General features: G+C 52.0%; 7 protein-coding genes. 2 read left to right on the top strand and 5 right to left on the bottom strand.

Going from position 1 to position 14,610, the window contains the following annotated elements; translation table 11 throughout:
* Positions 1–205: 205 nt before the first annotated feature.
* Complete coding sequence (locus K5L82_RS08460; protein ID WP_223133815.1) at positions 206–1,300, top strand: OmpA family protein; 1,095 nt, start codon at positions 206–208, stop codon at positions 1,298–1,300.
* 39 nt (positions 1,301–1,339) lie between these two features.
* Positions 1,340–2,761 (top strand): thrombospondin type 3 repeat-containing protein, encoded by a 1,422-nt coding sequence (locus tag K5L82_RS08465; protein WP_223133816.1) that lies wholly within the window; start codon positions 1,340–1,342, stop codon positions 2,759–2,761.
* Between the two features lie 72 nt (positions 2,762–2,833).
* On the opposite strand, the gene K5L82_RS08470 is transcribed toward K5L82_RS08465, so the two are convergent.
* From K5L82_RS08470 to K5L82_RS08490, 5 genes are all read right to left on the bottom strand, one after another.
* Entirely contained in the window at positions 2,834–5,803 is a 2,970-nt protein-coding gene (locus tag K5L82_RS08470; RefSeq protein WP_223133817.1) for a parallel beta-helix domain-containing protein, read from the bottom strand.
* 46 nt (positions 5,804–5,849) lie between these two features.
* Positions 5,850–8,339 (bottom strand): hypothetical protein, encoded by a 2,490-nt coding sequence (locus K5L82_RS08475; RefSeq protein ID WP_316933379.1) that lies wholly within the window; start codon positions 8,337–8,339, stop codon positions 5,850–5,852.
* Positions 8,340–8,669: 330 nt separating this feature from the next.
* Positions 8,670–9,773 (bottom strand): AI-2E family transporter, encoded by a 1,104-nt coding sequence (locus K5L82_RS08480; protein ID WP_133006173.1) that lies wholly within the window; start codon positions 9,771–9,773, stop codon positions 8,670–8,672.
* A gap of 221 nt (positions 9,774–9,994) precedes the next feature.
* Positions 9,995–10,900 carry a DNA-binding response regulator gene (locus tag K5L82_RS08485; protein WP_223133818.1) on the bottom strand — a complete coding sequence of 302 codons (906 nt, stop codon included), beginning with the start codon at positions 10,898–10,900 and terminating at the stop codon, positions 9,995–9,997.
* Positions 10,887–14,270 carry an ATP-binding protein gene (locus K5L82_RS08490; RefSeq protein ID WP_223133819.1) on the bottom strand — a complete coding sequence of 1,128 codons (3,384 nt, stop codon included), beginning with the start codon at positions 14,268–14,270 and terminating at the stop codon, positions 10,887–10,889. The genes K5L82_RS08485 and K5L82_RS08490 overlap by 14 nt, the downstream gene beginning before the upstream one ends.
* Between the last annotated feature and the right edge of the window lie 340 nt (positions 14,271–14,610).

The following is a 14,610-nucleotide window of genomic DNA, read 5'->3' on the forward strand; positions in this document are numbered from 1 at the left end:
CTCTAGACAAAACACCCAGCCCCTCTTTTTACGCCGACAGCCTTCCCGTACGGGATCACGAACACCCAGTTATTCATGGATAGAATGTAAAACCGCCTGATCGCTACTTAGAAGCAACTTAAATTTTTGAGGCACCTGAGAGTTGGTTATAGTATGTTCATTTATATGCCTTAAAATTACCTGTAGACAAAAAGGAAGCATCTACATGCCCTATCTCCGGCACACCACTTTATTTGTCGCACTTACCCTGCCAACCATGGCGATAGCTTCCCAATCATTCCCTGACAGCTACAACAGTCTCGGCCTTGAAGCCGGCTATGTTGATTCTGGTAATTCAGACGACAAATCCGGTGCAACTGACGATTTGGACAATTACGGTGAGTTTGGACTTAATTTCACCCACCAGTTTAACCCTCGAGCAAGCATGCTGATCCAAGCCAGCTATGCAGACACCGAAACCCGCAACTTCAATCAAGATGCAGACATCCTGAGAGGCTCGATCGGAGCAAGGCTCCACCCCAGCCTTTATCGCCTTGGTAATTGGCGCCCGTTTGTAGGTGCCGGTTACAGCCATGCCAACATTGACCTTGAATCTTATGGTTCAGAAAGTGAGGACATGCTCTACGGAGAGACCGGCCTTCAGAACATGATCGCACCCCGTTTTATTGCCGAAGTAGGCATTCGCGGCCGAGTTGAGGTTGAAGACCAATATGTCGACGCACAAGCCTTTGCCGGGTTGCACTATGTATTCGGCCGGGAATTCTCAGCGGCTCCCACTAACCGAACGCCACTGGACTTTTCAAAGCTCTCGGTTCCGCTAGCGGACTCGGACGGTGATGGGGTACCTGATGAGCAGGATAAATGCCCCGATACGCCGCATGGCGCGTTGGTGGATGAAAACGGCTGTGCCAAAGAACTCACTCGAGAGATCAAGGAGACTCTTTACGTAGAGTTCGAACACGACAAAACTGACGTAATAAAGGCCTACTATCCGAAGCTCCAGAATCTTGTTACGACTCTAAAGCAGTACCCCACGTCTCAGATACTTCTGGAAGGCCACACAGACAGTACCGGACCCTCTTCGTATAACCAAAAACTGTCAAAAAGCCGCGCTGATGCTGTCATGAAAGTTCTTATCGACCATTTCGGCATTCATGCAGATCGAATCCGCACCACGGGAATGGGGGAGTCACAGCCGATCGCTTCGAATGAAACGGACGAAGGTCGCGGTCGAAACCGCCGAGTTGAAGCAATCGTGTCGGGAGAACATAAAGAAATAATGAAAAAGCCGGCGAAATAGAAATCTGGCTTTTACATTGATCGAAACGGAGTATTCACCATGATAAAGCTATTCAGAAATCTGTTTTTGGTACTGTTTGTATCCGCGCTTATTGCAGGCTGCCGAAGCGACGAAAGTGAGGGACGAGTCATCCCGCAGGTTAGCGGTTATTCGTTTGATCCTTTCAACCTGCAACCTAGTGACAAGGATTTCGATGGCGACGGCGTGCTGAACAGCAAAGATGCCTGCCCTTATGTCCCGGGCAACGACCCCTCACTTTGCGACGACAAGGTCGACTCTGATGGGGATGGCGTTCCCGATAGGTACCCGGCTATTGAGCCTTATATTTTCAAAGGCATGGTCAATGATCCTTGGGACAACTGCCCTAGCGTTGCTAATGAAAAACAAGAAGACCTGGACGGCGATGGGGTAGGCGATGCTTGTGACCCCGATATCGACGGCGACGGCATAGTCAACGACCAAGACCTTTGCCCTGAAGACGCCAATGATAAGTGCGACCCCGACACAGGCTTTCCGGAATACGACCCAGACAACCTCAACCCCACTGAAGATGACTTAGACGGTGACGGGGTTAATAATGGGGAAGATCCATGCCCTCGTGTACCTGGTTTTAACCCGGCCCACTGTGATGCTAAAGCCGACCCGGATCGTGACGGCATCCCTTCCGTTTACCCCTCGATTGAGCCTTTCCTAACCGAGGACAAAGCCGGCAACGCGTGGGACAATTGCGCTGATGCGGCAAACCCGGGACAGGATGATTTCAACGGCAATGGCGTAGGTGACGCTTGCGAAGACAGTGATGGCGATGGTTTAAATGACATCAGCGATCCGTGCCCAAATGACCCATCAAACTCTTGTGGTGCTGAAGTGCCTGAAGATGTCGTATTCGCGTGCACCACCGATGGGTCGTCCAGCTTTTCTCCCATGTTGGCGACCGACAGCGTTGCGCCTGCCACAACCTACACACGCATCGAAAATTGCCTTCTTGACGAAGCCCTTTGTGGCGTTAACAACCCCGCCTATGTTATCGATGGAAACTTAAACAGCTCCGCTGAAATATTTAACACCAACTTGCTGGGCATTTCCTCCGTCACTCTTGGTGTCCAAGTAGCGCCCAACTCAGATTTTATATACCCGGGCGCCAACCAGATTGGCATTTTGTTCGAGGATGCTCCTCAGCTGCTTGAATTAGGACTATTTAACAACGGGGGCATTCAAGTCCGTACACTTTTAAATGGAGAGGTTCAGCAAGACAGTGGTGGCGAACTTGGGGGAGCGCTTGATCTCTTGGGCCTGTCTCAGGTCTTTGGGTTAGATGCCCCTCAATACCTGCTATTCAGCACGTCTAAAGAATTCGATGCTATCGAAATCTATAGCGGAGGCTTCAAACTTGTCTCACTCTTGGAGCGCTTCAAAGTGACTCAGGTTTGCGCTTCACAAGCTCCACTTTTATCCCCATAGCGGCAACATATAAAGCCCGTATCGCTGAGCCTTTCACTAGCGATACGGGCTTGGCTTCAGTTATTTAATTGTTTACGGAGCCAGGGATTTAAAAATACCAATACCTCCACCACAAGCCTCCGAGTTCTCGTAATCGGCATCCCCGGCACTTTCAATCCACGCATTCAGTAGCTCCACACCCTCGGCATGCACAACGCTCTTTGCGATGGGGGGCATTTTAATCTGGGGATCTTTAGCGTTACCGACGCGACAGGACACGATCGAGTCATCCGGACTACCCGGAACAACCACGTGCTGCTTGCCACAGGAACCACCACCGGTAGCGGTAGGCTTCTTACAGATACCGTAACCTGCATCGATTTTGCGATAATGATCGAGGTAGTAGCCGGTATTCGAAGCTGCACCTTTATCGTTATGGCAGTGCTGGCAGTTTGCTTCGAGGTAGGCCCGAAGACGGAGTTCCAGATCCTCTTTGGGATCATCCCAGCGAGGCAGGTACTCAAGGTTCTGCGCGACACCGCCTACGATCTGACCAAAATCAGGAACGTTGGTTAGCAGCCCATGATCTACCCAATATTTAAGCTGGTTGACGCGATCAAACCCGCCCTGCCCTTGATTACCCATAAAGTCAGATTCAGGCTCATAGGCTCGATTCATATTCCTGGGCTTAGGACCTATGGGCGCTGCGCCCGCTTCTAGGTCATCGTTGGAGTGACAGGTGATGCACTGGCTCTGGTTAGGAATCGCGTAGCTGTCGGAAGCACCTTGGAGTTTCTTTCCGGATTGTTTGTCGGTATAGCTCCAGCTCACACTGCGGGTTTCGCCGCCTGGAACCAATGTGGCCACTTTTTTACCGCTGGCGTCTTTGCCCCAGCTGTATGCCGGGCCGCTCCAAACAGCCTTGCCACTCTGTGACGTACGCTTGATCAACAACCGCGTTTCGATCAGCTCTTCGGTCCCTTTATCTTCATCCGTAAAGGCAAAAGTTTTGGCTATCACCGTCCCGTTCGGGAAATGAATCGTCCCGTTGAGGTTGCCACCACCTTGGCCGTCTTTGTAAACCGCTTTCGTACCTGGCGGGATGAAGGCAACCCGGTATTTGGTGGCATAGTCCGAGAACAATTTGGAGTTGAGAACAAATGGCACACCTCCTTCGTGAGGCATGCTGCGCGGCTCTTGGTCGTCAGCGAACAGGTTGTATTGGTCCAGACGCGGGCAGTCCACTACCAGAGCTTTACGGTTAATTTCACCGGGCTTTACCGGAGCCTCACACAACTGGTTGATGAATTCCTGACTAGGGGCTGGGTCAATGGAACCACTACGCTCAAACGGAGGAATCGTTACACGAGGCAGGCTTTCCAAGGTTCGGCCGTACAACTTTTCACAGTCATGATCTTCCAATTTGGTGTCGGCGAAAAACTCCAGCGGCCCTGTCAGAATGTTCGTTAAACCTTCCCAGGAAAAGATGGCCTTCGGGTCAAAGTCAGCCAGTCCCGTCACCAACTCAAGACCCCGCATTCCGTGGAAGTTGATGTATGCCTGCCCATCGTCCATATCATTATTGGCGATACAAGACCCCCACTGAGGCAATTTGCGCTCACCGGCATCGTTGAACTTGTACGCGTTGTAATGACACTCCGGGTTCGGATGCTGGTTGGTATGAACCGGCTTTCCGTTTTCATCTTTAGGTACGGGCTGCCCGTTCGCATTTTGCGGATATCCGCACTCAGCGTCGTAATCATCTAACAAACCATCCCACACAATATGGGCACCCTTGCCAGGGTTGGTAATATTCTTGATACCAATCAACGTTGGCAGGAGTGTTTCGATTTCTCCTCCGGTAACCTTCTCCATATTAGGTGCTGGCAATGAATAGCCAGAATTTTTCATCACGTTGCTGTGGATGTGTAGCCCTTCCGTGTAAGGGTCCAACTTCTTGTCTGTGGTTTTTCCTTTGCCATCCAACAACTCGTAGCTGGTATAAATAATCGCAGCCGTACTGTTGTCCTCGAAGACGTTGTCGTAGATCTCGATGTTGTCGTAACCGAGCGTAATGAACCCGGTACCACGTGGTACCGCAGACACGATACCGCTGTGAGCAAAATTGTAGGTGTTGTTGTTGCTTGAAACGTTGTTCAACATCACCGAGGTGTCGCCGTACTGGGTGATATTCTCCAGGTCGTAGATCAAGAAACCACCGGTATTACACTCGGCAAGGTTATTGTCGTACTCGCCCCCCTGAACGTTTTCAATCTCGAAGCCCATCACGTTATAGGCCGCACGGCTATTCTTGATGATGGCGTTATTGGTCTGCCCCACATAAATACCGGCATCCGAAGCGCCAATGGATTCTGAGTTATCCACCAGAATGTTCTCGGACTCCACCGGGTAAATCCCATAACGCCCAGCGGACGAACTTGGAACGTAGTCTGGTGTTGGGTCGCCTTTATCCATCGGTGGATTGGTACACGCAACATTCAAACGATCAACATAGTTTGCTTCAGTAATGGGGTCTCCGCCGCCAGACCAAATAGCCCTTACGTTCAGCAAAGTGCCCCACTTCACACCTTTCAACTTGAAGGCATCGCCCGGCGAATCGAGGATAGTCAGATCTTTAACTGTAATGCCTCGGACGTTCAGCGCTTCAAGGCCGGTCACGTTGTCACTTTCACGGAAGTTCAAAACGGTTTCATCTTTACCACAACCGCGTATTTCGACATCTTCCGTGGCTTGGATCAACAGACCGTGGTATAGCTCGAAATAGCCACAGCCAAATTCAAGTGTATCGCCCGGGCGCAACTGAATCATGGCTGTGACCATGTCGTCCGTAGCGAATTCGCCCGGATTTACCGTGAAAGTACGCCCCTCACTGTATCGGTCTACCAATTCTTGGTCGTCTTTCGGGCTATCGGCTTTGGCTGAAGAATTATCAGACGACCCACCTGAGCCACCAAAGCAACCTGCTATCGAAAGCACGGCTGTCATGCCGAGCACCATCACGCCACCTCTCCAGGGGGTGGGCATTGTTTTTATCTTGTTCATTACAGCTACTTCCTTTCTTTTTGCTTATTGTCAGGTTCGCTAAAGACTACAAAGGTGCGTTTTCGATGCGCTCCCACATACGAAGATAAGCTTCAGCGGAGGTAAACAACTGATTCACGGCTTCGTCCACGCTTTCTTTTGGACGGTCGGCATTTAGGATCATGTCGGCGATTTGGTCGGGGTAGAGGCCGTAATGTGCGATTCCGCGGCCATCGTAAAGACCAAATTCACGATCACCGGTTTTTTGCTTGTTCAAGATCACACGGCCGTCAACAGATTCGAACGGATACAGGCGAGTATCTTCTTCAGGTGTGCCTGGGTTACCCGGCAGTGCTGCGATGCCATTCACATCGGTGGCAAAACCAGCACCACCAAAGGGCCCAACTTTGAATCGGTCCGCACGTGGGCGATTGCCATTTGCTATCAGCGAGTCCACCCAGCCTTCACGGGTACCGCCAAATGAAGCAGCAATGCCGCCCTGTTCTGCGATCCGATCACGCAGAGCTTCGGTGCCGCCCCAACCGCCATGACTGTTGATTACCGGATAATCCAATCCACCGGTGATATCAAGAATACGAGCGGCTGCCTTACGGCTGATGTGGTCGGTTTCGATCATCATCTTACGGCGCACCAGCTCTTGAATCAGGAAGTCACCCAAGTCTGTCAGGCCGCGACGATTGCAAAGATGATCAGTGCCTCTGCGCGGGTCCATTTCTTTCATTTCTTCAGGGGTTTCCGGGAAGCGGTCACCGAAATAGTCCATCTGGAACAGCAACTGGTCGATGATTCCGAAAGGCTGCATAGCTGCGTTCTGATCCGGCTCATCACCCACAAACTCGGTGCCTTCCGGGCACTCTTCGTACTCAACGAGATGGCCGGTTTCCAACATGTTGCCCACAGTCAGAACAGGGCCAATACCAATACCAGAGCTCAAGTCTGGCAAGTGCCCACCAAAGGCGTTATCAAACTTGTGTACAGGGAAGATGTTGCGTACTCCAAGCTGATAGAGCTGATCCAACCCCTCGACAACATCTTGGCGGGTGCATTCAGCGATACCCAAAAACTCTCCACAACTGAGCACCTTGGACATCTCGACACCAAGGACCACCGCCAACTTCCCATCAGCAATCACGTTACGAGCTTGGTTTGAACTGGTCACGATCTGAAACCAACCTTCACCGGGCCCGCCGTGCTGGGCATCAATGTAATCCTGCATTTCATACATGCGCTGGATCTGAAGAAGTATTGCTTCCATCGGGTCACAGTCATTCTGTTTCTGCGGATTTATTCCACACAGAATTTCGTTGTGAACCAGATGGTTAACAAGGATTTTCATACCAGACAGGTGGGCTCGTTCCATCCACCGGTAGTAACTTTGGTGATGCTGCAACGAATTGTGACGGGGCCAGTCATTGAAACTCGGCCAGCCTTGCGTGTCATGAAGGCCAGTGCCGGATGTCACCAGTTCTACGAATCCAGTCGCGCCCCAGGGACCGTGAACCGCTTCGCAGTCTTCGAGGGCATGAGTGACGCCGAACCGGTGGAAGGGGGCGCCGTAGTTAACTCGCCCCCCAATGAATTCATAGGCAGAGATATGGGAGTGGGTATCGACATAGCCGTAGATATCGTCTTGATCGAGGCCCTTAATATTTTTGAAGCGATCCACCTCTTTGAGGTAGATGGCTGGGCCTCGCTCATCGACAATTTCCAAGCCCAAATCGGCTTCCGGATAAGCCTCGCACCCTTTTACTTCTTGCAGAGTAAACGTGTTCGTCGCATCCCGGAGCGATGGAGACTTTAGGGTCAACCCTCCTTCTGTAACGGTAAGAAGCAACCCGGTGACATCTGAAGCCAGGGTATAGGTATCGGTACCTTCGAATTTATTGAGATTCCAAACAGCCAGATCGTTGGGGCTGTTTACTGCAGCCAGAGTGGGTCGAACATCTGTGTTCGCCAACTGCCCCCCGGTGAAATTCAAGCTTTCGCCCAGATCACGAAGAATGCCTCCAAGAGGCGCGACCGGATCCAGAACCAGATTAAGCGTGTCTCCGAGTCCCGACACCAAGTAACTCAGTTCACCGATAAACTGCCCACTCGCATCCAGGAACTCGCCCCCGGGGTCACTAATCCCCAACAGCTCGAACTGCCCCACTTGGGTTTCTTCACGAGAAAAGTCAGCCATCAAAAGGTAGGAGCCCAGCCGCGTGGGCCGCATAGTGAAGCTTGCCGCTTCGGAAGGATTCGTAGTGACACCGTACTCGCCGCCATTCACTTTCGCGACGTACACTCCGTTCGACTCAAGACTGTAACAGCCGTTGGCAAACTGGTAGCGCGTATTTTCCCACTGATATACGGCCTTTTGGGTTTCGTCCGTTTGAGGGGGCATCACCTCTGGAGTCACTTGTTCATCGGTCGTGCGGTTACTTGCCTCGTCCGCTCCCGAGCCACCATCTCCGCCGCCACACCCCGATAGAGCCAACGCCATTCCGGTAAACGCAAGACATGCCAGCCGACGCTGGCGAGAGTTCTCAGCCACTGCACACTCCTTCTTGGGGTATCCCCTTATTGTTTTATTTAACACTACGACGTGTCAGCTTTCTGCGCAGTATAATCTCACTCCATTAACTGACGCTTACTTTTCGAGCTTTTTTTCCGGTCATATCAGGCCTAACTGCAAAAAATGAGCAGGAAATTGTGATCCAATCGCTAGAAAAGGCAGTCAAATAATGATTTGAGATGGACTTTTTAATGCAATGCAGATGTGGCTAATCCGCTATTTTTCGGCACTAAAAATGAGATGCGCGTGCAGTTGGAAGAAAATGTGGCGGGAGAGGCTCGGTCAGGCAATCTGGCCGAGCCTCGTCGATTATCGAGCGATGACTTTGTATACGGGACGAAGCTTAGGGATTTGTTTTAGTACTACTTGGATAACCGTCATCAAAGGAACGGCAAGAAGAACGCCTACCGGCCCCCACAGCCAACCCCAAAAGAAAATCGAGATAAAAATAATGACGGGATTAATCGCCATACGAAAACCATGAATCCATGGCTCGAGAAAAAATCCAACAATGGTCGTGAGCAGGATAAAACTTAACGGTGCCAACGCCATCATCCAAAGCGTATCGAGCGTCACCGCGGACACCAAGGCTAACAATGCAATGGTCAGCATGTTTCCGAGGTATGGAATAAATCTAGCCAAGCCGGCTACCAACCCCCACATGGCCGGGTCTGGCAAACCAATCGCCCAGCAAATCAGAGCAGTCAGTACGCCAACGGATGTATTACTCACGCCCAGAACCGCCAAATATTGTGCGATCTCACGCTGGGAATAATGGGTGATGCGTAATACCCTTCGACGCTGAGATGCTGGTAACTGCCGAGCAAAATTTCGAATCAACCGGTCGCCACTTACGAGCAAAAAATACGTTAATGCCAATGCCAATGCCAAACCGGCAACGCCGTCTCGCACTTTGGACACCATCTGACTTCGCCAAGAATCAGCAGCCAACACGACGGTTTTCGGCTTATCCTGACCACTGTCAGACAATCCTTCGACCGATTTTTCCACCTGCTCCGCCGAGCGGTTCACCTTGTCAATCTGACGCTTAATTTGACTGTCGCCCACTAACAAACGCGATATACCTTGCGGCGCTTTCTGCGCCCACTCCAAAGCTGGCGTTGCGACAGCAGCGCCAACGCCAACAATACCCGCCAAAACGAGCAGTACCAGGAGTAAAGAACTGACCGCTTTCGGTATGTGGAACTTCAGGTAAGCCCGCTGAACAAAAGGAGACAAAAACAAACTGGCAAGCACCGCCAACACAATCGGTAATATGATTTGGTGCGCAATGTACAGCGTGTAAAGGATACCCAGCGCGAACAGCCCATAAATAGGCGTGGATAAACCAGCAAAAGCGCTGCTTTTCTGCTGAGGCTCAGCGGCTTTGCCCGTATGTGGCGACTCCTCCATGAAACACTGTCTCCCGTCGTGGATTCCGGATGAAAAACACAGTCTAACGCTCTCAGTCACCCAACGCATTGTTGATTTTTGCGAGTGGCCTACTTGGGAAGGACTAACCCATCTCTACAATAGCTCGTGCCCCCTGACGACGATCACGACCGACACAACGACCCGGTTGATGTCGTCACTTAGATCAAGCCAGAGATTATCACTGAAGAAAGGGGTTACAGTTACTGTGTCGCTAGCAAGCGAATGGCGCTGGCAGCCGCAGAGGTTCGGTTTTCGACACCCAGCTTTCGGAATACTTGTTCCAGATGCTTGTTCACAGTTCGCGGGCTCATCTCAAGAATCTGTGCTATCTCCCGGTTGGTCTTGCCATTAGCGATCCACAACAGTACGTCGGACTCCCTAAGTGTCAGTTGGAAGCGCTCTCTTAAGGCCGCGGTGGCGTTAGATTGGTTCTGTGGTGTTTTCAGCCGAAGCAGATACTCGCGACCATCCACCAATGCCAAGTACTCGACCGAATGCTCGGCATCCATAGCCTGTAGCGGCATCTGATGCCCAGCTTCCAGGTTGTGGCCGAGCCATTCTGAGAGCTTGGTGCGGATTGTTTGAAAGTCCGGGTGGCCGGTGTCGGGCAGACATCGACACACATGGGGAGTACCCCAAAGTAAATTTCCGTCCCGATCTACCGCAAAGAGATTCTGACCAGCCGTATCCAGCGCCGTCCGCGCGCTTCGTGTCATCCGGGCGTTGGCCAGATGCACATCCATGCGTGCCAAAAGCTCAGTGGTGTTGATGGGCTTGGTGGCATAGTCGACCCCCCCAGCTTTCAGGCCCATCACTACATGCTCGGTATCACTCAGGCCGGTCATAAAAATGATGGGAATATCGGTGAAGGCCGGATTTTCTTTCAGTCGCCTGCAGGTTTCGAAGCCGTCCATGTTAGGCATGAGTGCATCCATGAGCACAACATCCGGAGTGATGTTCTGACTAATGGTCAGGGCCTGGTTGCCTTCCAGCGCCACCAGAACAGTCATACCCGCTTCCTCGAGCGCATCGCTGATCATTCGGATAGAGTCAATCGCATCATCCACGACCATAACAACGGTTTTCCGGTCATCATGAGGCTTCATGTTCAGCTACCTTCAAAAGTTCAATTATTTTCGCAAACTGGAAATCGTTGGTGAGGCTGGTCAGCTCACGAGTGAAACGCTCGTCAGCCTCACCGTTGTGTTTCAAACCATGCAAAATTTCCAGAAGCCCCTTGCGATGGCCAATTCGAGCCAGGTTAGCCAGAGCTACCCGTTGCGCCATTTCCGGGAGCGGAAAATCGCCGTCTTCGTGCAGTTCGAGTGAAGCCAATGGCTCGGCGCACTTTTCGAAGCACCATTCCACGCCCAGCACACGAGCAATGACGTCTAGAAGTAAGTTCAGTCGCACGGGCTTGATGATGTAGTCATCATAGAGTGGTGTAGATTCCACTGGGTGATGCCCTTCGTTAGCATCGGCGGACACCATGACGACCGGCATAGTATACGTTTGTGCGCGTAACTGCTCGAGAACTTCCCAGCCTGTCAGCCCCGGCATGGACACGTCCATCAAAACGAGGTCCGGTCGTTCTGTTTCAACAGTCTCCAGAACTTTAAGAGCATTGCCGATATCGCTAATTTCGAAGCCAAGGGGCGACAACATAGCACGAATAACCTGGCGGCTTGAGGGATCGTCGTCGACCAGAAGGACTTTGCGCCGGACTCCATGATAACCAAAAATCCGGCGGGCCGGTGCGGAGATAGAGCGCGGGGAAAAACTGTGAACGCTGGATAGCATCAGACTGACCTTGAAGGTGCTGCCAACACCCAACTCGCTGTCGACGTTAATGTCACCACCCATAATTTCAGTGAGAAGGCGAGTGATCGTAAGGCCGAGGCCAGTGCCTATACGGCTTTCCCCGGGGATACGAATACGCTCAAAGGGTCGGAAAATACGTTCCATGTTCTCAGTTGCAATGCCCTCACCTGAGTCCCGAACGGTAAATTCTGCCACCTGACTGCGGTAACGCAATGTCAAAGAGACGGTTCCGCGATCCGTATACTTGATGGCGTTGGACAGCAGGTTGATCAGTATCTGGCGTAGACGCTTTTCATCCGTAGTCACCACTTCCGGCAATGGGTATGGGCAGTGATAGTCGAATTTCAATCCCTTCTCTTCAGCCTGCAAACGGAACATAGTAACCAGTTGTTCCATGAGCAGTCCGATACGCACCTGATCCCGATGAAGATCAAGCCGCCCAGCTTCGATCTTGGAAATGTCCAGAAGCCCCTCAATCAAGTCGGCCAGGTATTCTCCGCTATTGCGAATAACGCCCACGGCCTCTTTCCGGTGAGGTGGTATCGCTTCATCGTGCTCCAGCAACTGGGCATAGCCCAAGATTGAATTGAGCGGGGACCGAAGTTCGTGGCTTATACCCGTCAGGTAACGACTCTTGGCACCATTAGCTGCCTCCGCTTGTTCTTTAGCCTCCTGTAAAGCTTGATCAGTTCTTTTGTGAGCACCGATTTCTTCCGTTAGCAACCGATTTTGCCGCCGAGATTCTTCCTCAGCGACCACCCTGCTCTCGTGGGCCAGCACAAAGAGCCAGCAGATTACTCCGGTAACGATGAGAAGTATGAAGAAGACTTTCCACAAGGTAATCGACAGCACCAGAGCTTCAGGTGCCGATGCGACGGGTGTTTTAAGATAAATGAGCGACAACAGCAGCCCTGATAGACCATTAATCATCAGGAGAAGTGTCAGAAAATGACCAAGACGAGAGCGCAGCTGGTTCAGAATAGCCTGCGGAAGCAGCCCGCTCAAAAACCCCTGAAGCTGATCATGATAACCGGCTCCAGGCTTACAGGCGTCGCCACAGCGAGCGTCCAACGAACAACATAAAGAGCATATCGTGCCAGCGTACACGGGGCAGTTGGTAACATCCTCAGGTTCGAAGTTGTGCTCACAAATGGTGCACTGCACCAATTGCTGGTCGGTGGCAAGAAGCTCAAAAGGGCGAGCGGTATAAAATCGCCCTTTCGTTTTCCAGGCAATCAGCGGTGCCGTTGCCAGGGCAACGCCCAGGGCAATAAAGTGCGACAGTGCCTGAGCATAGGTTCCAAAGGCGCCAGTATGGCAGGTAACACCTATCACCGAGGCCGCCAGCATAGCGCCTACACCTACGGGATTGATGTCATACAGGTGTGCCCGCTTGAACTCGATATGCGGGGGGCTAAGGCCGAGCGGTTTGTTGATCACCAGGTCTGCCACCAATGCGCCGACCCAGGCGATGGCTATGATTCCGTAGAAACCTAATGTTTCCTCAAGTGCCCGATATACGCCCAATTCCATAACCAGCAACGCAATCGCCACGTTGAAGAATAGCCAGACCACGCGCCCCGGGTGACTGTGGGTGAGGCGCGAGAAGAAGTTTGACCAGGCAATAGAGCCGGCGTAGGCGTTCGTCACATTGATTTTCAATTGGCATAAAATCACGAAAATTCCCGCCATGGCCAAAGCAACTTCCGGAGAATCTGTGACGTAATTAAACGCCACTAGGTACATCTGAGTTGGGTCGGCCGCCTCTGTTGCGGAAATGCCGTGATTTAGTGCTAATACCGCCAGAAATGAACCGGCCAGAATCTTGATCATCCCAATGACAATCCAGCCTGGCCCACCGGCCATGACGGCCAACCACCAGCGCCGCTTCTCCGGGGAATTTTTCGGTTCTGGAATAAAGCGAAGAAAGTCCACCTGTTCGCCAACCTGTGCGATCAACGAAAAAACAACCGCCGCGGCCGCACCGAAGGAGATGATATTAAGCCCTTGCCCGGCGACCGTGTTCAGCCCCTCGAACCGTGTCCAATCGGTCACGGAGGAGGCGTCTGCATAGATGATGAAGACGAACGGCGTCAGTTGTAACAGGATCCATGCAGGCTGAGTCCAGACCTGAAATCGGCTGATCGTGGTAATGCCATGTATGACCAGGGGAATAATGACCACAGCGCAGATCAGATAGCCGAACACCAAGGGAATATCGAACAGCATTTCGAGGGCCATGGCCATGATGGCGGCCTCAATGGCGAAAAATATGAACGTGAAACTGGCGTAGATAAGCGATGTGATGGTTGATCCGATATAGCCAAATCCGGCGCCCCGCGTGAGGAGGTCAATATCCACCCCGTAGCGTGCCGCGTAGTAGCTGATTGGGATGACCGTTAGAAAAATCACGAGACTGACCGCAAGAATCGCAGCCACCGCATTATCAAAACCGTAGTACAAGGTGATGGAACCGCCGATCGCTTCCAGGGCCAGGAATGAAATCGCGCCCAGAGCGGTATTGGAGACCCTAGCTGCAGACCAACGCCGGGCACTCTTGGCTGTAAAGCGCAGAGCGTAGTCCTCGAGAGTTTGGTTAGCGACCCATTGGTTATATCGGCGCCTAACCCGGAAAATATTCTGTCTTGCGGCCATTGTTGCCTTGCCCAGTTTTGGTGCAGTTCTGTGGTTCGGTGTGCTGGAATTGAAAAGCAATTCAAGTTCCGTGCCATAGCCTGCTGCACCAAAAAAACGGTCACCCGGGCCTTGAGCATCCGCGTTTTAGCCTGTGTTGCCTGCCATCGGAATGCGTCAAATGACGTAGTTCGCTGGGGCGATTGCCGAATGGGTTCCAATAGAGGGGCCAAGCAGAATGTTTGGGGTGGGCGCTGTGCTTCCGAATGGATACGCAGCACCGGCTTTTCAAACACTGTGAGGATTCACCATGGGTACAACAGATACAACCGCCATCGGGCGGACAGATGGGAAGGGGTCA

This window comes from Marinobacter sp. AL4B (assembly GCF_019916045.1).
Lineage (GTDB): Bacteria > Pseudomonadota > Gammaproteobacteria > Pseudomonadales > Oleiphilaceae > Marinobacter.